This is a genomic window from Lentzea nigeriaca, assembly GCF_016907955.1.
GTDB lineage: Bacteria > Actinomycetota > Actinomycetes > Mycobacteriales > Pseudonocardiaceae > Lentzea > Lentzea nigeriaca.
In genome coordinates this window covers 574,290-590,584 of sequence record NZ_JAFBCX010000005.1, presented here as the reverse complement: position 1 = coordinate 590,584, position 16,295 = coordinate 574,290, and the positions used below count along the sequence as shown (strand labels likewise).

The window sequence follows — 16,295 nt, the reverse complement described above, 5'->3', positions numbered from 1 at the left end:
CCGGTTCTCCTGGCGGAGGACCGGGATTCTCAGCTTCGCGCCGACAGCCACAGCGGCGTCGTTTCCGCGGAAGCGGCACGCAGGGTGGCCCGGCTGGTCGCGAGGAGCTTCAGGGCGTCGGCGTTCGGGCCCGGTTCCGCCTGGTAGATCACGAGGAACTGGCCGGGTGCCTCGCGCACGTCGAACGAGTGGAAGTTGAGGGTGAGCGGGCCCACCGCCGGGTGCACGAAGTCCTTGGCGTCCTGGGTCTTGCCGCGCACGTCGTGCTGTTCCCACAGCTCCTTGAAGACCGGGTGCTGGTTGAGCTCGGTCACCATCTGCTTGAGGCGCTGGGATTTCGGGTCGGCTGTCTTCCGCAGGTGGGCGACGGTGCTCTGGGCGACCCAGTGCCAGCGCGGGTAGAAGCTCGTGGCGGCCGGGTCGAGGAACGTCATCCTGGCGGCGTTGTCGGCCGGCGTGAACGGCTCGTAGAGGGCGTCGGCCAGGGCGTTCGTGGCGAGGATGTCGAGCAGCGAGTTCATCACGAACGCCGGCATGTCGTGCATGCCGCTGATGAGCTGCCGCAGTTCCGGGCTCACGACCTGCGTCTCGTGGCCTTCGTCGGCGACGACGCCCGCGAGGCGGTGCAGGTGAGCGCGTGCGTCGGTGTCGAGCCTGAGGGCGCGGCTCAGGGCGTCCAGGACCTGGGCTGACGGGTTGGTCTCGCGGCCCTGTTCGAGGCGCGCGTAGTAGTCGGCGCTCACCCCTGCCAGGACGGCGACCTCTTCTCGTCGGAGGCCCTTCACCTTGCGCTGGGTGTGGCTGGGCAGGCCCGCGTCCTCGGGGTTGACGCGGGCGCGGTGGGCTTTCAGGAACTCGCCGAGCATGTGGTCGAGGTTATGCGCAGTGGGTGGCTTCTGCCTGGGTGTGCCACACCTAGGCAGAAGGTGTCCTGGCCGGCGTCGTCTGCGCTGGCCATCGTTGTGGCCATGAACAAAGTTGTGTTGATCAGTGGAGCTTCCAGCGGTATCGGTGAGGCGACGGCCCGTGTGCTGGCCGCGGCCGGGCATCAGGTGTTCCTCGGGGCGCGTCGGGTCGATCGACTGGAGGCGTTGGCCGCCGAGATCGGTGGTGCCTACGCGCCGTTGGACGTGACCTCGCGGGAGTCCTTCCAGTCCTTTGTGGATGCGGCCGTCGAGCGGTACGGGCGGGTCGACGTGTTGGTGAACAACGCGGGGGTGATGCCGTTGTCCCTCATGAGTTCGCTCAAGGTCGACGAGTGGGACCGCATGGTGGACGTGAACATCAAGGGTGTGCTGAACGGCATCGGTGCGGTGCTGCCCCGGTTCACCGACAGCGGGCACGTCGTGAACGTTGCCTCGGTCGCCGCGCACATGGTCATGCCCACCGCTGCTGTGTACTGCGCGACGAAGTACGCGGTGTGGGCGCTGTCCGAGGGCCTGCGCCAGGAGAGCGAGAACCTGCGCGTCACCGTGATCTCGCCCGGTGTCACGGAGTCCGAGCTGGCGGACACCATCACCGAGGAGTTCTCGGCGTCGATGATGGAGGACTTCCGCAAGGTGGCGATCCCCGCGTCGGCGATCGGTGACGCCATCGCGTACGCGATCTCGCAGCCCGACTCCGTGGACGTCAACGAGATCGTGGTGCGGCCGGTCGCGCAACGCTAGGCGCCGGTCGTCGAGCCCGGCCGGAGGATCATCAGCACGGTGACCACGGCCCAGAGCACGTTGAAGACTCCCGTGTACATCGCGAGGTGCTTGATGTCGTTGGTCTTCAACGCCTTCTCCTGGCCGGGCAGGATTTTGAGGGTCAGCACGAACGCGGCGGCGGTGGTGAGTGCGATCGAGACGATCACCCAGGGGTGGCCGGTCACGCCCATCACGCCGGCCGTCGCGAACCCGAAGACCGGTACCGAGATGCCGATGAGGGCGTAGACGCGGCAGATGCGGTGCAGGAGCTCGGGGTTGCCGTTGGTTCGCACGGCTTTGGGGAACATGCTGGCGGCGACCGTCACCGGGCCGATGGCGACGATGGCGGCCAGGACGTGGAGCGAGAGGAACAGCTTGCTCATGATCACGACGGTAGGAGCGGGCGGCGGCTGCGGGAACTGGCTGGAATGCCATGTTCCAACGGATTCTCGCCAGCTACCGTGGTGGACGTGCACGAGGTGGCAGTGGTGGCGATGGACAGCGTTGTCCCGTTCGACTTCGCGACGCCGGTCGACGCGTTCAACTGGACGGGCCGGTACCGGGTCCGGGTTTGCGGTCCGAAGAGGACTGTCGACGCGGGCTGTTTCGAGCTGAAAGTGCCGTACGGCTTGGAGTTGTTGTCCGAAGTGGACACCATCGTGCTGCCTGGGCACGACCCCGGCCTCGTCGTGCCCGAGCGGTTGGTCGAGGCGCTGCGGCAGGCCGCGGCGAGAGGCGCGCGGATCGCGTCGATCTGCACGGGGGCGTTCGTGTTCGCGGCCACCGGTCTGCTGGACGGGTTGCGGGTGACCACGCACTGGCTCGGTGCCGCGGAGCTGGCGGCGCGGTTCCCGGCTCTCGAGGTCGACCCGGACGTGCTCTACGTGGACAACGGGCAGTTCCTGACGTCGGCGGGTGCCGCGGCCGGGCTGGACCTGTGTCTGCACATGATCCGGCGTGACCACGGGTCGGCGGTGGCGGCCGATGCGGCGCGGTACGCCGTGATGCCGCTGGAACGAGAAGGCGGGCAGGCGCAGTTCATCGTGACGCCACCGGTGGCGCCACAGGGTGGGGAGCTCGAACCGTTGTTGTTGTGGATGCAGGCCAACGCCGCGCGTGAGCTGACGCTCGACGACCTCGCGCGGCAGGCCGGCATGAGCACGCGGACGTTGAACCGGCGGTTCCGCGAGCAGACCGGGACGACGCCGTTGCAGTGGTTGCACCGCGCGCGGGTGCGGCAGGCGCAGCACCTGCTGGAGACGACCAGGGACTCGGTGGAGCTGATCGCGAGCAGGGTCGGGTTCGGCTCGGCCACGGCGTTCCGCGACAGGTTCAAGCGGATCGCCGGGACCTCACCGAACGCGTATCGCGCGGCGTTTCAGGCCTGTCGGAACTAGGGCTGCGAGTGCTCGTGCAGCAGGAGGAGCGTGTAGGCGGCGATCGACTGGGCGTCGGTGATCTCGCTCTTCGCGATCATCGTCTCGAAGTCGGCGCGCGGGAACCACGCCGAGCGCATGTCCTGCTCCTCGTGCTCCCGCTCGTGGAAGCCCTCGGTCAGCTCGGTGGCGAGGAACACCCGCCCGCGCTGCGACGACATGCCCGGCGCCACGTCCAGCAGGCCGAGCTCGATCATCCTGCCCGCGCGCAGGCCGGTCTCCTCGCGCAGTTCGCGGGTGGCGAGCTCGAGCGGGTCCGAGTCCTGCCGGTCCGGGGCCGTGCCCTGGGGGAACTCCCAGCGCCGCAGTCCGATGGGGTAGCGGAACTGCTCGACGAGCCGCAGGCGTTCGCCGTCGAGCGGGATGATCAGGGCGAAGTCGGGCTTTTCCACCACGCCGTAGATGCCGTTCGTGCCATCCGCGCGACGGACATCGTCCTCGCGAACGGTCATCCACGGGTTTGCGTACACCTGACGGCTGCCAAGGCTCTCCACGCCACGGACCGTACCTAACGACCCGTTGGTGGACACACCCCGTAGCCTGTCGCGGTGCGTCTCGTCATCGCTCGCTGCCAGGTCGACTACGTAGGACGACTCACCGCCCATCTGCCGATGGCTCAGCGACTGCTGCTGATCAAGGCTGACGGCTCGGTGTCGATCCACTCCGACGACCGCGCCTACAAGCCGTTGAACTGGATGAGCCCGCCCTGCTGGCTGATCGAGGACCCGGACATCTGGACCGTGCAGAACAAGGCGGGGGAGAAGCTGATCATCACCCTCGAAGAGGTGATGCACGACTCCAAGCACGAGCTCGGCCCCGAACCCGGCCTGCAGAAGGACGGCGTCGAGGCGGACCTGCAGAAGCTGCTCGCCGAACACGTCACGACCCTCGGCGAGGGCTGGACGCTGGTGCGCCGCGAGTACCCGACCGCCATCGGGCCCGTCGACCTGATGTGCCGCGACGCCTCCGGGGTCTCGGTCGCCGTGGAGATCAAGCGGCGGGGTGAGATCGACGGTGTGGAGCAGCTGACCCGGTACCTGGAGCTGCTGAACCGCGACCCGTTGCTCGCGCCGGTGCAGGGCGTGTTCGCGGCGCAGCAGATCAAGCCGCAGGCGCGGACGCTGGCCGAGGACCGCGGGATTCGCTGCGTGGTGCTGGACTACGACGCGTTGCGCGGGATCGAGCCGGACGAGTTCCGGCTGTTCTGAGAATAACCGCTGGTCACACCGGTTGAGCCTCACCTTGGGGCACAACCGGGGCACACCACCTCGACAGCACTGCGTCCACGGCGGACCGTGTGCGCTCCTCCGAACTCGGCATCAAGTGCCCGTAGTAGCGCAAGGTGAACGCTCCCGAGGAGTGCCCCAGCCATCGGGACACCGCCTTGATGTTCTCGCCGGCATCGAGGAGCGTTGCCGCGAAGAAGTGCCGCAGCGCGTGGCACCCGTTCTCCCGGTCGTCGGTCGGGATCTTCGCCTTCGCCAGCGCAGGCTTCCACGTCTCGGAGTTGAAGGTGGTCCGCCGGCAGGCCCCTGACTGCCGTGTCGTCACGATCAGGCGCACGGTCGTCGGCTTGCCGGTCGAGGTCTCCCACGGCAGCGTCACGTCCTTGGCGGGACGTGCGGCGAGATGGGCGGCGAGCTCCTCCCGCACGGTCGAGGGCAGCGGGATCTTCCTGGTCTTGCGGCCCTTCGGCAGGCTGAACACCTGCTTGGATCCGACCAGCTTCACCTGTCGCTGCACGGTGACCCAGCCGCGGAGGAAGTCGACGTCATCCGGGCTGAGGCCGAACATCTCGCCCTGCCGTAACCCCAGTCCGGCGCCCAGGGTGGCGAGGATCCGGTAGTTCTCCGGAAGGGCCGCGTGTAGACCCTCGACCCACTCGGCAGACCAAGGCTCGATCTCCTTCGCGTCGCCCTTCGGCCGGCGGACGCTGGACGACTTGCAGGGGTTTCGACCGATCAACTCATCGGCGACCGCTGCGTTGAGGATCGCGGAGACGTGGGCGAACACGGTTCCCTTGGTGCTGCCATCGAGGTTCTCCGGCAGGCCACTGATCCACGACTGCACGACGCCAGGTCTCACCCGGTTGAGGGGCGTCTTGTGGAGCGCGGTGCCCTCCACGTATCGGCGTAGCCGGTCCGTGACGTTCTCGACTGTCAGCGGATCCGTCGTCTGCCGTGCCAGCCATTCCGCGGCGTAGGTGCCGAACGTGACCGCACCTGCAGTGGGGTCGATGTACGTCCCGCGGGACATGTCCGCCTCGACCTGCGCCTTGTGTGCGTTCGCCTGCACCTTTTTGTCGAAGGACAGTTTCCGGGGCTTCTTGTCCGGATCGCGCCACCTGACGAGCCATCGCTTGCCGATGCCGTGGCGTTCGGTGGGCTCCTTCTCAGGGTTGCCGTTCGCATCAACGATGACGTTGCCCTCATCGTCACGCTTGTCCCGGTACCACCGGTCCTCAACGCTCGCCATCGTCACCCTCCAAGGTCATATCGCCTGCGTCAGGAAGCACCTCGAGGACCTCACGCCAAGAGCAATCCATCTCGTCGGCGAGCTTCCGGACAGATCGCCACAGCGCCTGAAGCTCGCCGCCGTGGGCAATCAGTTTCCGCGGGTCAGGCTTCTGCACATCGGGCCTGTTGACCTTCGGGAACTCCTTGTCCCTGCGGTACCACTCGGCTCCGGTGGCGACGGTGGGGTCCGGCTTCGGCGCGACTAGCCAGAGGGACGCTTCTCCGCGACCCCACAACCACGCCACGCGCTCACTCACCCTGACGTCCTGCGACAGCTCAGTGAGCTCATCCGGTGCCGCGGTGGCAGTGAGAAGCAGGCGAAGCGGACTGACATCGAGCGCCAGCGCCAGCGCGACCAGGTCGTCCACGTCGACCCGTCGCGCGCCCTCCGCTTTCGTTTGCTCCATCTTCCCGACTCCAGACACCACGACCGGCCGACCAACCTCGGCCAACCGGTCAGACAGCTCCTGCAGCGTCATGTCTCGACTTCGCCGTAGATCCCGGATGTTCTCCGCCACGCGCTGGGCGACCGGGCCACGCTCGATGCTTCGCTTCCCCATATAGAGAACTTTGCCCCATGTTGCAAAAGGACGCAAGTTGTTGTTCACTGTCGATCAGAGAGCGAGTTAGAGAAGTTTTCTCCAAATAGGGAGTCGACATGGAAGCCCTGATGTCCCCGGCGGAGGTGGGGGAGTACGTCAACGTTCCGCTCAACACCGTCTACGCCTGGAACACTCGCGGTGGCGGCCCCAAGTACTCCCGCGTTGGCCGGCACGTCCGCTACAGGAAGTCCGATGTGGACGCGTGGCTTGCCGAGAATGCGGTTGGAGGGGGTCGGGCGGCGTGACGACACAAGAAAACGGCGGCATCCCCGGCCAGGAGGACACCGCCGCTCGAACCCTCGTCACCACCACCGACGACAAGTCTCAAGGTTACACCTCCACCTTGGTAGAGGTAATCAACCCGGACCTCGTTCGCTCCTGGGCCGAACCCATCCTGAAGGCTGCTGTAGGTCCAGTCCCGTTGCCAGGCACCAAGGCCTGGGCCTTGGCAGACGAAGACACGAAGCGTGCAGCGGTTGCCCATGCCGCCGTGTGGTTTTGCGAGCAGCACACGCCGAAAGCGATCGCACATCGGGCTGACTGGGATCAGCTGCTGCAGCAGCTCGACATGAAGGTGTTTGCGAGGGCGTTCGCAGCCTCACGGGATTGGGGAACCTGCAGAAGCTGGGAAGAGCTCCAGCGGCGCCGGACCACCTACACCACCGGACGAACGATCGACCCTGCAGCCGTGGCGCGCTGGGTGCGAACTGGCTCCTCGGAACCTGCCGAGGGGGTCGCGTGAGTGAGGAAAGCAACGGTCGTCAGGTGTTTGACGAGGCGTGGGCAAACGAGGTACTCGAGGCCAACTCTCCAGTGCGAGAGGGCGGTGCGGCAACCGCCAGCGCCACGTTCCCCGTTCCTGACACAGGGGGCGAGGAACACGGAACGCCTCTCTACGCAGACGTTGCAACCCTCTTGGCTGGCGGACTCCCGGATCCTCCTACGCCGTCCTTCCTGCGCCGTAGCGATGGACACGCGCTGTTCTACCCAGGACAGGTCAATACCCTCTACGGGCTTCCTGAGTCGCTGAAGACCTGGATCCTCCTGGCTGGGTGTGCGGAAGCCCTGATGGATGGCTTCAACGTGCTGTTCGTGGACCTTGACCACAACGGCGTGCACGCCGTGGTCTTTCGTCTCATGGACATGGGTGTCGACGAGTCGATCCTGGTTGACCCTCACCGGTTCAGGTTCGTGGAACCCGAGGACAGAGCGCACCTCGTTGCTGTGGTTGCCGATGCGAAGGCGTGGCGACCGCACTTCGCGGGCGTCGATTCGATCGGCGAGTTGCTTCCCTTGTTGCGGCTGAGCAGTAACAGCCCTGACGACTTCACCATCGCCCACGCCCTGGTTTTGAAGCCCTTGGCGATGGCAGGTGCGGCAGTTGTAGTGATCGACCACTTGTCCAAAAACCCTGAGAGTCACGGCAACGGGCCGACTGGTACCGCAGCTAAGCGCAGAGCGATCGGCGGCGTGTCCCTTCGGGTCACGATCAATGAACAGGCCGCTCCTGGTCGCGCTGGCTCTGCGTACATCGCGGTCAACAAGGACCGTCATGGCGGTCTACGTCGCCACTGTCCGCCAGCGGAAGGTCGCGCCGAACCGGTAGCCGGCCTGTTCCGGATGGACAGCAGTGGCGGACGCATCGAGTGGTCGATCCGTGCCCCGCAGGTAGGGGACGCGGCCAAGCTCGATGGAGTAAGCCCGGCCGATCTGGCAACGCTCGACCAGCTCGATCCGCCACCCACCAGCGTCAGGGACGTGAAAGCCCGCACGCGCTGGTCCAGTCAACGTGCAACCGACGCACTCCGCGTATGGCGTTCCCGGAACACCAAGTGTGTTCCCGAGGAACAAGGAACGCCAGCAGAAGAAGACCGTTCCCCGTTCCCCACCCCTGGTGCCAGGAACGAGGAACACGACCCTCAAACCGATCAGAACGTCGTCCGCATCGGCCAGAAGGACATCCTCGGCGGCGTTTGGGAAGGAACCCCCGCATGAACACCGACGAGGCGATCGAAGCTGTCGTCGCCAGCGACGAGGCCCCACACCGCGGCCACCGAAGCGTCATCCAGAAGGTCATCGACGACCTGATCGCCACCGGCGAGGCGTTCACCGCCGACACGGTGACCGCCGCGCTCGACGAGGACACGCGCACGCTGGCGAGCCCCTACCTAGTGCCCGCGCTGTTCCGGCGCGCCTCGCAAGCAGGCCTAATTCATGTCGTCGGCTACGCGATCAGCAATCGGCCGTCACGACACCAAGGCGTACTTCGCGTGTGGCGCGGTGTCCTGGCGAACGAGGCGGCGGCATGAGCGACGACGTGTACATGCTGGTTGACGACGACGGGTCTCCGCTCGGCATGGTGGACATGGACCGGATCGAGACTGCCGGCGTGCGCCTGGCGTTCGAGATGGCCGCGGCGTGTGCCGACGTGGACGCCGTAGACCAGGTGGTGTCCGACACCATCACGCGGGTGGGAGTCGACGAGTTCGGCTACGTCGCGGGCTCAGCGCTCGCCATCCTGGTGAAGCAGATCCTCGCCCCCACGCTCGTTGTGACGGACAGGATGGGTCTCGATCTACGGACCATGCTGCGAAACATCGCAAACGGCGAGAACTCGGGCGGCGAGTGATGCCCCGCGAAGACTACGGGGTCCTCCCGACTGTCGACGAGACCGGGCTTCCGGTCGGCGTCGTCGACACGGCCGCGGTCGAGCTTCAGGCGCAGCGCCTGGCGTTCACCGTCGGCGCGCTGTGCCTCGACCGGGACTGCCTGAGGGCAGAGCTGGGCGAGGCTGTCGGAAACCTTCCGCCAGAGGAGACGAGCATGGTCCTCGCCGCCGCGCTTCGCCTGTGCCTTGAGGATCTCCTCGCCCCAACGGCCGAGCTACTGCTCAAGGAGACGGGTACTGACATCACGGTGGCGTTCAAGGAGATCGCCACACACCTACCGTCCAAGGTGGACGAAGCAGGACAATAGCTACACCAAGCTTTAGGTTGACCGTTCCACTCCTGCCGGGCAAAGCATGAGAGGACGAAGCGATGCCCGGCAGTTGCACGTTTCCTTGTTGGACAAGGCACCCAGGAAAGGCAGGGATGCGAACGAATCACGCTGAAGCCCCCGCTTCGACCGCAGGAGGTCGGTCGTAGTGCCGGGGGGGAAGATCGAGATCGATGTTGTCCCGAATACACGGGAGTTCCCTAGCAAGCTCATGGCGGGCCTGAAGCCTGCTACGGGCATCGCATCCGCGTTCGGCAAGGGACTGGGCGTAGCGATCGCTGGTGGTACAGCAGTCGCGGCAGTTGGCCTGAAGGAAGTCCTCCGCCTTGGCGTCGACTACTCAAGCCAACTTAACACGCTGCAGTCTGTCACCCAGGCCACGGGTCTGCAGATGACTCAGGTGGGCAACCTGGCCAAGCAGCTGGGCGCGGACATGACCCTGCCGGCCACGTCCGCGGCTGATGCTGCCGCGGCGATGACCGAGCTCGCCAAGGGTGGCTTGTCGGTCGACCAGGCGATGACCGCGGCCAAGGGCACCCTGCAGTTGGCGGCGGCTGCCCAGATCGACGCTGCTCGAGCGGCTGAGATCCAGTCGGATGCGCTCAACCAGTTCGGTTTGGCCGCGTCCGAGGCTGGGCATGTCGCGGATGTTCTCGCCAACACGGCCAACGCCGCGTCCGGCGAGGTCGTCGATATTGCTGCGGCCTTGAAGTTCGTCGGTCCGGTCGCGAAGACCGTGGGCGCGGACATCGATTCCGTGGCCACGGCGATCGGCCTCATCGCCACCCAGGGCATTCGGGGTGAGCAGGCGGGTACGTCGCTGCGAGGCATGATCGCCTCCCTGGCGGCGCCGTCAAAGCCTGCCGCTGAAGCCCTGAACACCCTGGGAATCAAGGCCTTTGATGCCTCCGGCAAGTTCGTCGGCCTCCGTGCGATCACCGAACAATTGGCGGCGGCGAAGGGGCGCCTGACTGAGGCCACCTTCACCGAAGCAGCAGCCACCGCGTTCGGCAACGAAGGCATGACTGTCGCGTCCGCCCTTGCGTCCACGGGCGCGAAGGCATTCGACGACATGGCCACGTCGGTCACTCGAGCGGGTGGTGCGGCGGATGTGGCGGCGGCACAGACCAAGGGTCTTGGTGGTGCGTGGGAGGGTCTGAAGAGTCAGCTCGAGACCACTGGAATCGGCATCTTCGAGGCGATCGACGGCCCTCTTGAGGATGCGGTCCGGTCCGCGGCGGAGCACATCGAGGGCTGGAACGATGAAATCGTCCAGGGCATCGAGACTGCTGTGGCGACCGGCGAACTGTTCGGCCCGAAGCTTGCCGACGCCATCGGTGATCGAGCGAAGGTCGTCCAGAGTGCCGTGACAGACCTCGTGTCGCCGCTCGCCAAGGGCGCGGCTGGACCGCTCAACGAGTTGTTCAACACGGGCATCAAGGCGTCGCAGGACTTCACGGCCGCGCTCGGCAATGTGGTGGACGCTGCGAAGCCCGTTGCGGTCGGGATCGGCGCCGTTGCTGAGGCGTCGGCCGAAGGCGATGGAGCCGTGTCGGCGCTTGGTGCCGGAATCGGTGTCGCTACCGACGCGCTGCGCTTGGCGTCCACAATCCTGGTTCCGGTCGGATCTCTGATCGGCGGTCTGGTTAGGGGCTTCGGGGAACTTCCCGGACCGGTGCAGTCCGCCGTGGTGGCGTTGGTGGCCTTCCGGGTGGCGCAGCGAGCACTCGGTGACACGACGGCGCTGAGCGGTCTCCGCCAGTTCGCCGGAGAGATGCGAGTCCAGCAGGGACTTGCGGCGGCGAGCGGTCAGGACGTCGGCAAGCTTTCCGCAGCGATGGCCGCCTACCGGACCTCCACCGTTCCGGCCGTGGCGGCAGCACGGTCCTTCACCGATCAGGTTGGGGCGGTCCGCGCTGGTGCAGCTGCCGCTGGCCAGCCCATCAGCACCATGAGCGCAGCAATGGGGACCCTGGTCGAGCGGACTCCCGCGCTCAGCGCGATGCGCTCAGCGTTCCAGGAGGCCTCTGCAGGCGCGGAGCGGTTCGGCACTGCCGCAGGAATCGCATCCGCTGCCGGGACAGGGTTGAAGTCGGCGGCGGGCGGTCTCGTTTCCGCACTGGGTGGTCCGTTCGGTCTCGCGATCGGCGCTGTGTCCGTCGGTCTCTCGCTCCTTGCTGGAACCCAAGAGAAAGCGGCGGAGGCTGCACGCCGTCACGCGTCGTTCGTCGACAACCTCGCCCAGGCTCTGCGGGAGTCGAACGGTGTGATCGATGCCAACGTCCGGGCATCACAGGCGAAGGCCCTCCAGGACGAGAAGATCGCCGACACCGAGACGAAGGTGGTTGACAGCGCCCGGCAGTTCGGAATCACCCTGGACGACATCACCGACGCGACCCTGAATCAGGGATCCGCCTTGGACGGGTTGCGGGCACAGCTTGAGGGTGTGATCAAGGCCAGCACTTCCTTTGTCGCCACAGGCAAGGGGGCGACTGTTCCTGTTCTCACGGGGCAGGGCCAGGCCGCCAAGGACCTTCTGGACGAGATCAACCGCCTTGCCCGTGGATTCGGTGAGGCGGAACGTGACAGCAAGGAACTGGACGCTGCGATCAAGAACGGGACGGCACACTTCACAGACGCGACCTCGTCTGGGCGCGCGCTCAGTCAGGCGATCAAGGAGTTTGGGAGCAACACCGCAAGCGCGGAGGATCGGGTTCGCAGCCTGAAGTCCGCACTGGACGCACTGTCGGGCGGAGAGATCAGCCTGGAGGCAGCGCAGTCACGTGTCCAGGAGTCACTGTCCCGCATCAACGAGACGTTCAAGCTGACCGGAGATGAGACACAGGACGCTGCCGTTAAGGCGAAGGGCTGGGGCAAGGAATTGCTCAACGCCCAGGGTGGCCTGAACTTGACCACAGAGAACGGGCGCCGCCTGCGGGACATGCTGCGCGACCTCAGTGACAACACGGCTGAAGTCGCGGCACGCACGTTCGACATGGCAATCGCACAGGGCGACGATGTTCCCGCCGCGACCGCGAAGGCACGTGCGGCCATGCAGGAAGCGCGGGACGCGTTCATCGGCGCCGCAGGCGCGATGGGCATCAGCGCCAAGGAAGCCGAGGTCTTGGCGGACAAAGCAGGTCTCATCCCCAAGAACGTCAAGATGATCGTATCGACTCCCGGATCGGACACGACCAAGACCGAGCTGATCGCGGTAAAGGCCTTGGCGGACAAGGTTCCCGCGGACAAGCCGATCACTGTGAGGTCGTTGAGTGACGAGGCGAAGAAGAAGCTGGAGGACCTCGGTTTCACTGTCCGGACCCTGCCCGATGGCAAGGTCGAAATCAGGGCCAACACGGCCACCGCACAGTCTCAGCTGGACAGCTACATCGCCGACAACTCCAACCGGAGGATCATCGTTCGCGTCGACGCGGTCGGCGCCCCGATTTCGGTGCGGGGCCAGTACGGCGCCGCACTGAACGCCCTGGGAAACATCATCCCGGCGCAGAGGTTCGCACAGGGCGGACTCGCCGCTGCGAAGCTGTTCCAGGCGGGTGTCCCGCAGATCTTCCCTCCCCGGATGCTCAGGATCACGGGTGACCGGCTCATAGACGACGAGGCGTATATCCCGATCAACCGGTCGTCTCGCTCGGTGGCCTTGCTGGACGAGACGGCGCAGCGGATGGGCTTCGCGCTAATCCGCCGGTACGCACAGGGCGGCTTTGCCGCTGCACCTACGCCCAGTGTCCAGTCCATGACCCTGGACGGACTCGCCATCACGGGACGACTCCGCGTGGACAGCGACGGGTTCGGCACGTTGATCGACGCACGGATCAGTTCCGCGATGGACGCCGAAGCCCGCGAAGTGCGGTACCGCGGCGGCAGGGCATAACCCAACACAACAACGACAGGACAACCCATGCGCGACTACTTGAGTGAAGCACTCGCGACCATCCCCGGAATCACGGAGCTCGACAAGGCGATCGATCGCCTGGTCGACCGAGTCCGGCACCTCGCCATCGCACCCCACGACGGCGTAATCGCTGGCCGGAACGCGCTGACGGCAGAGATCAAGGCCCTCGCCACCTCCGGTGATCCCTGGCCGCGAGACCTCGCCGAAAGGGCCTACAACGCGACTCGGCTTGTGGAGATGCAGCAGGCCGAGAAGGCGATCACCGAATCTGCCCTGGAGCAACTGAAGGGGGAGAGGGACAGCGCGATCATGACCGGCAGCGCAAAAGCGCTCAGCTACCTCGTCGCGCCACTCGAGGAACTGATCGAAGGGGCCCGCCAATCCCTGCCCTGGCTCAAGGGGGCAAGGACCGCTCAAGATGTCCTCGATGGCGGCCAATCGCCGATGGAGGCCTGGGCGCGCCTCGGGGAGTACGGCGAGCAGTACGCCGCGCTTCGCAGGGCACAGCGTCAACTCTGCGTGAACATCTGCGGCGGAGAGCAGAACAGAAAGCCCAGTGTCGAACTGGGAGACCTCTCGATGCCACAGCTGCGCCGCGTCCATCTGGACGAGATTCTGGAGCGCGGCGGCGAGATCGACGACTACAACCGTATCAACCCCGACTGGATGGACGAGGTTCGTTCAAACGGTGAGGTCAGCCGCGCCTTCACGTGGCCGGACAGTCGAGAGCGTTTGGTCATGCTGCTCGACTCCGGCCTCAAGATCTGGATGCCCACTCTCAGGCAGGCCACAGAGGCCTACGTGAATGCGCGCATGGAGGTCGTCGAGCAGCGACAGGCCCGCGTTGAGAAGCACGGCGTCGGCAACTACGCCTCACCCGAGCCCGACAGTCGCATGATCCGCGCCCACCAGGTCGACACCGCAACACGGCCCCGCCAGAACTTCATGGCCACCACCTACGACAACTGACCGAGAGGGCACGACATGGACCGCCAGTACACCCCCGACGAGATCGAACAGCTTCCCCCGACGCCGTCGAACCGAGGCCGTGTCATGGCCCTCAAGCGCTTCGGCGACCCCGCGGCCCGGACGGCCGCACAGTCCTGGCTGAACCGCCACGCGACCGCTCAGCAGAGCAGCGACGGACCCGAAGTGGCGTGACCGCCACACGACCGAGACCGACCGACAGGAGTAGTTGAGATGCGTTCGCAGTTCGAACTCGAAGAAGACCGAGAACTGATCAACCGCGCTGCATCACGCGTGGGCCAGAGCGTGACGCTCAAGCTCAGCAACGGCACTGACCTGCAAGGCACCATGACCGCCGCCGCTGGTCGGACGTGGACCGTCACGGCAGCCGGCCCGGTCGTCTGGACCGTGCCCGTCTCGTCCGTGCTGGCAGTCGGCGCATAGAGCATGGCGTCAACACCACCCGAGTCAGCCCGTACTCGAGATGTCGGGGGCTGAAGCAAGCCGGGGGTGATGGTGGCGAGCTGAGTCTCACTCGCGACGCGATGACCCACCAGCGCCTAACCGCGGTGGCACCACAGGAGCCGGGAGACCTGAGGTGCCACCGCACTAGGCCACCACGGGGTGTCCCTCCTCGGCGCCACCCTTTAGCCGCCCCGAGCAAGGCCTGTCGGGGGTGCGAGGGGTTCACAACTTCTATAGAGGGGTGACCTTCTTGGGGGCGTCCCCAAAAAGGCTGCTCACGTCGGCGCCCGTGTTCACGGCGGTGAGGGGTAGGGGGTGACCCCGGGGCCCGCCCTCTGACGTGGGCGCCCCGGGCAAGGCGCGTTTGCGCGCTGACAAAACTCCCAAACCCCCGTACCAGCCACCGTTGCAAACGGCTGCGAAACGTCGCTAGTGGACGCTTGATGCTGAGCAACCGGGACGGCAAAGTGGAAAACCTGTCCGGGCGCAATTCCGCTTTGCCTGGGGTGGGTCGGCCACGGAGCGGGGGGACGGGGATACCGCCAGGGTGTTCCTCGTTCCGCACCCTGGGTGTGAGGAACACGGGAACGCTTACTTGGCTTGGTCGTGGTGGATCTGCTCGCTGGTCTCCCGGGCCTTGCTGACGATCACGCCAGCGCCCAGGCCGATGCCGATCGCGAAGAACATTAGGGCGAAGGGCCAGCCGAACGCTGGGGGCACACTCTCGATGTTCAGGACGACGATGCCGGCCAGGATCAGCAGAGGCGCGATGATGGCGAGCATCCGTCGTGTGTCGACTGCGTTCATGTCCCCTGCCTCGCCTTGATCATGTCGGTTGTTACCTGACACGCCTGCCGACGTAGAGCTTCTTGAGTGCTTCCTCGTGGGCGTTGTCGCACGGACACGACACGTTCTCGCACTGCCGCCGACCCTGGTACATCCAGATCCGCATGATGACCTTGCGGCACTCTGGGTTGTCGCACTGAACGGATCGGACGAGAGTCCTGGCGCTTCCGTTCATCTCAGCCTCCACCCTTGGGCCACGGTGCCGCTCAGGTCGCTCGGATCACTGAGCGGCACCGTGGGGCGACGCCGGACGCTCCCTGGTCGGGGGTCAGGGGAGTGTCCGGCTGCTTGGGACCCGGTCGGCGGCTCGATGCGAGGCGAGGGAAATCCGCCGACCGGGGTCTTGGTGGGCGTGGAGTGGTCGTTGAGCAGACCCCACACGCCGAAGGTGGAAGCCCAGGCGAGGAAGCCGAGTCCGACGAGCAGGCAGGCGATGTTGACTGCGGTCATGGCAGCTCACCCCGTAGGGCGCCGCGCATCAACTCGAAGACCTTCACCGACTCGTCATGAGGGACGATCGCCACCGTGGGCGGGGCACCGGAGCCGGGGGCAATGCTGATGACCAGTTGGTGACTCTCGGTGTAGCCAATCAGGAGGCCGCAAGGCACGCCGTGCTCGTCTCGCACCTCGAGCCTGCGAAGGCCTTGTATGCCGCTGGTCATCGTCACCCCCTTCGGCGTGGAGCTCGCCTTCCTCCGACCTGACTCCGTGCGTGTCTCGGGAACTGTGACAGCGGCACGGAGCCAGGCCGCCCGGTTGGCAGAGCCGCACGGGCACTTAGACCATAAACCTGCACGTGCAGGTTTCACAGTCGACTGATCGGGCGAACTGCACAAGCTGGTTCGTCAGGCACACTGAGCGCGTCA

General features: G+C 66.0%; 20 protein-coding genes. 13 read left to right on the top strand and 7 right to left on the bottom strand.

The window, feature by feature from the left end:
- Positions 1–29: 29 nt before the first annotated feature.
- Positions 30–866 (bottom strand): helix-turn-helix transcriptional regulator, encoded by an 837-nt coding sequence (locus JOD27_RS20970; protein WP_204763911.1) that lies wholly within the window; start codon positions 864–866, stop codon positions 30–32.
- A gap of 102 nt (positions 867–968) precedes the next feature.
- Here JOD27_RS20970 and JOD27_RS20965 point away from each other — a divergent pair, with 102 nt between their 5' ends.
- Positions 969–1,667, top strand: coding sequence for an SDR family oxidoreductase (locus JOD27_RS20965; RefSeq protein WP_204763910.1), 699 nt, complete (start codon positions 969–971; stop codon positions 1,665–1,667).
- On the opposite strand, the gene JOD27_RS20960 is transcribed toward JOD27_RS20965, so the two are convergent.
- The gene (locus JOD27_RS20960) at positions 1,664–2,071 is read right to left on the bottom strand and encodes a hypothetical protein (RefSeq protein WP_204763909.1); all 408 of its coding nucleotides are present in this window, start codon (positions 2,069–2,071) and stop codon (positions 1,664–1,666) included. The two genes, JOD27_RS20965 and JOD27_RS20960, sit on opposite strands and share 4 nt — an antisense overlap.
- Positions 2,072–2,158: 87 nt before the next feature.
- On the opposite strand from JOD27_RS20960, the gene JOD27_RS20955 reads away from it, so the two are divergent.
- A complete protein-coding gene (locus JOD27_RS20955) occupies positions 2,159–3,085 on the top strand; it encodes a helix-turn-helix domain-containing protein (protein WP_204763908.1) in 927 nt (308 codons plus the stop codon).
- Here JOD27_RS20955 and JOD27_RS20950 read toward each other — a convergent pair.
- Complete coding sequence (locus JOD27_RS20950) at positions 3,082–3,618, bottom strand: NUDIX domain-containing protein (protein ID WP_204763907.1); 537 nt, start codon at positions 3,616–3,618, stop codon at positions 3,082–3,084. The genes JOD27_RS20955 and JOD27_RS20950 overlap by 4 nt on opposite strands.
- Positions 3,619–3,672: 54 nt before the next feature.
- Between JOD27_RS20950 and nucS the strand changes: the two genes are divergently transcribed.
- The gene (gene nucS, locus JOD27_RS20945; RefSeq protein ID WP_204763906.1) at positions 3,673–4,332 is read left to right on the top strand and encodes an endonuclease NucS; all 660 of its coding nucleotides are present in this window, start codon (positions 3,673–3,675) and stop codon (positions 4,330–4,332) included.
- Positions 4,333–4,345: 13 nt separating this feature from the next.
- On the opposite strand, the gene JOD27_RS20940 is transcribed toward nucS, so the two are convergent.
- Entirely contained in the window at positions 4,346–5,599 is a 1,254-nt protein-coding gene (locus tag JOD27_RS20940; RefSeq protein WP_204763905.1) for a tyrosine-type recombinase/integrase, read from the bottom strand.
- Positions 5,586–6,200: a helix-turn-helix domain-containing protein gene (locus JOD27_RS20935; RefSeq protein ID WP_204763904.1), complete on the bottom strand. Its 615-nt coding sequence runs from the start codon at positions 6,198–6,200 to the stop codon at positions 5,586–5,588. Before JOD27_RS20935 ends, JOD27_RS20940 begins: the two co-directional genes overlap by 14 nt.
- A gap of 98 nt (positions 6,201–6,298) precedes the next feature.
- On the opposite strand from JOD27_RS20935, the gene JOD27_RS20930 reads away from it, so the two are divergent.
- The 10 genes from JOD27_RS20930 to JOD27_RS20885 all read left to right on the top strand — a co-directional run bounded on the left by JOD27_RS20930 (position 6,299) and on the right by JOD27_RS20885 (position 14,562).
- Positions 6,299–6,487, top strand: coding sequence for a helix-turn-helix domain-containing protein (locus JOD27_RS20930; RefSeq protein WP_204763903.1), 189 nt, complete (start codon positions 6,299–6,301; stop codon positions 6,485–6,487).
- Entirely contained in the window at positions 6,484–6,984 is a 501-nt protein-coding gene (locus JOD27_RS20925; RefSeq protein ID WP_204763902.1) for a hypothetical protein, read from the top strand. Before JOD27_RS20930 ends, JOD27_RS20925 begins: the two co-directional genes overlap by 4 nt.
- Positions 6,981–8,237, top strand: coding sequence for an AAA family ATPase (locus tag JOD27_RS20920; RefSeq protein WP_204763901.1), 1,257 nt, complete (start codon positions 6,981–6,983; stop codon positions 8,235–8,237). Before JOD27_RS20925 ends, JOD27_RS20920 begins: the two co-directional genes overlap by 4 nt.
- Positions 8,234–8,551, top strand: a complete 318-nt coding sequence (locus JOD27_RS20915) for a hypothetical protein (RefSeq protein ID WP_204763900.1) — start codon at positions 8,234–8,236, stop codon at positions 8,549–8,551. Before JOD27_RS20920 ends, JOD27_RS20915 begins: the two co-directional genes overlap by 4 nt.
- A complete protein-coding gene (locus tag JOD27_RS20910; protein WP_204763899.1) occupies positions 8,548–8,871 on the top strand; it encodes a hypothetical protein in 324 nt (107 codons plus the stop codon). Before JOD27_RS20915 ends, JOD27_RS20910 begins: the two co-directional genes overlap by 4 nt.
- Complete coding sequence (locus JOD27_RS20905) at positions 8,871–9,218, top strand: hypothetical protein (protein WP_204763898.1); 348 nt, start codon at positions 8,871–8,873, stop codon at positions 9,216–9,218. Before JOD27_RS20910 ends, JOD27_RS20905 begins: the two co-directional genes overlap by 1 nt.
- 232 nt (positions 9,219–9,450) lie before the next feature.
- Positions 9,451–13,131, top strand: a complete 3,681-nt coding sequence (locus tag JOD27_RS20900; protein WP_204763897.1) for a phage tail tape measure protein — start codon at positions 9,451–9,453, stop codon at positions 13,129–13,131.
- A gap of 27 nt (positions 13,132–13,158) precedes the next feature.
- On the top strand, positions 13,159–14,121 hold the full coding sequence (locus JOD27_RS20895; protein ID WP_204763896.1) for a hypothetical protein: 963 nt from the start codon (positions 13,159–13,161) through the stop codon (positions 14,119–14,121).
- 15 nt (positions 14,122–14,136) lie between these two features.
- Positions 14,137–14,313, top strand: a complete 177-nt coding sequence (locus tag JOD27_RS20890; protein ID WP_204763895.1) for a hypothetical protein — start codon at positions 14,137–14,139, stop codon at positions 14,311–14,313.
- A gap of 39 nt (positions 14,314–14,352) precedes the next feature.
- Positions 14,353–14,562: a hypothetical protein gene (locus JOD27_RS20885; RefSeq protein WP_204763894.1), complete on the top strand. Its 210-nt coding sequence runs from the start codon at positions 14,353–14,355 to the stop codon at positions 14,560–14,562.
- Positions 14,563–15,174: 612 nt separating this feature from the next.
- Here the strand turns inward: JOD27_RS20885 and JOD27_RS20880 are convergent.
- Both JOD27_RS20880 and JOD27_RS20875 read right to left on the bottom strand, forming a co-directional pair.
- Positions 15,175–15,390 carry a hypothetical protein gene (locus tag JOD27_RS20880; RefSeq protein ID WP_204763893.1) on the bottom strand — a complete coding sequence of 72 codons (216 nt, stop codon included), beginning with the start codon at positions 15,388–15,390 and terminating at the stop codon, positions 15,175–15,177.
- Positions 15,391–15,600: 210 nt separating this feature from the next.
- Positions 15,601–15,879, bottom strand: coding sequence for a hypothetical protein (locus JOD27_RS20875; RefSeq protein WP_204763892.1), 279 nt, complete (start codon positions 15,877–15,879; stop codon positions 15,601–15,603).
- Positions 15,880–16,295 lie beyond the last annotated feature (416 nt).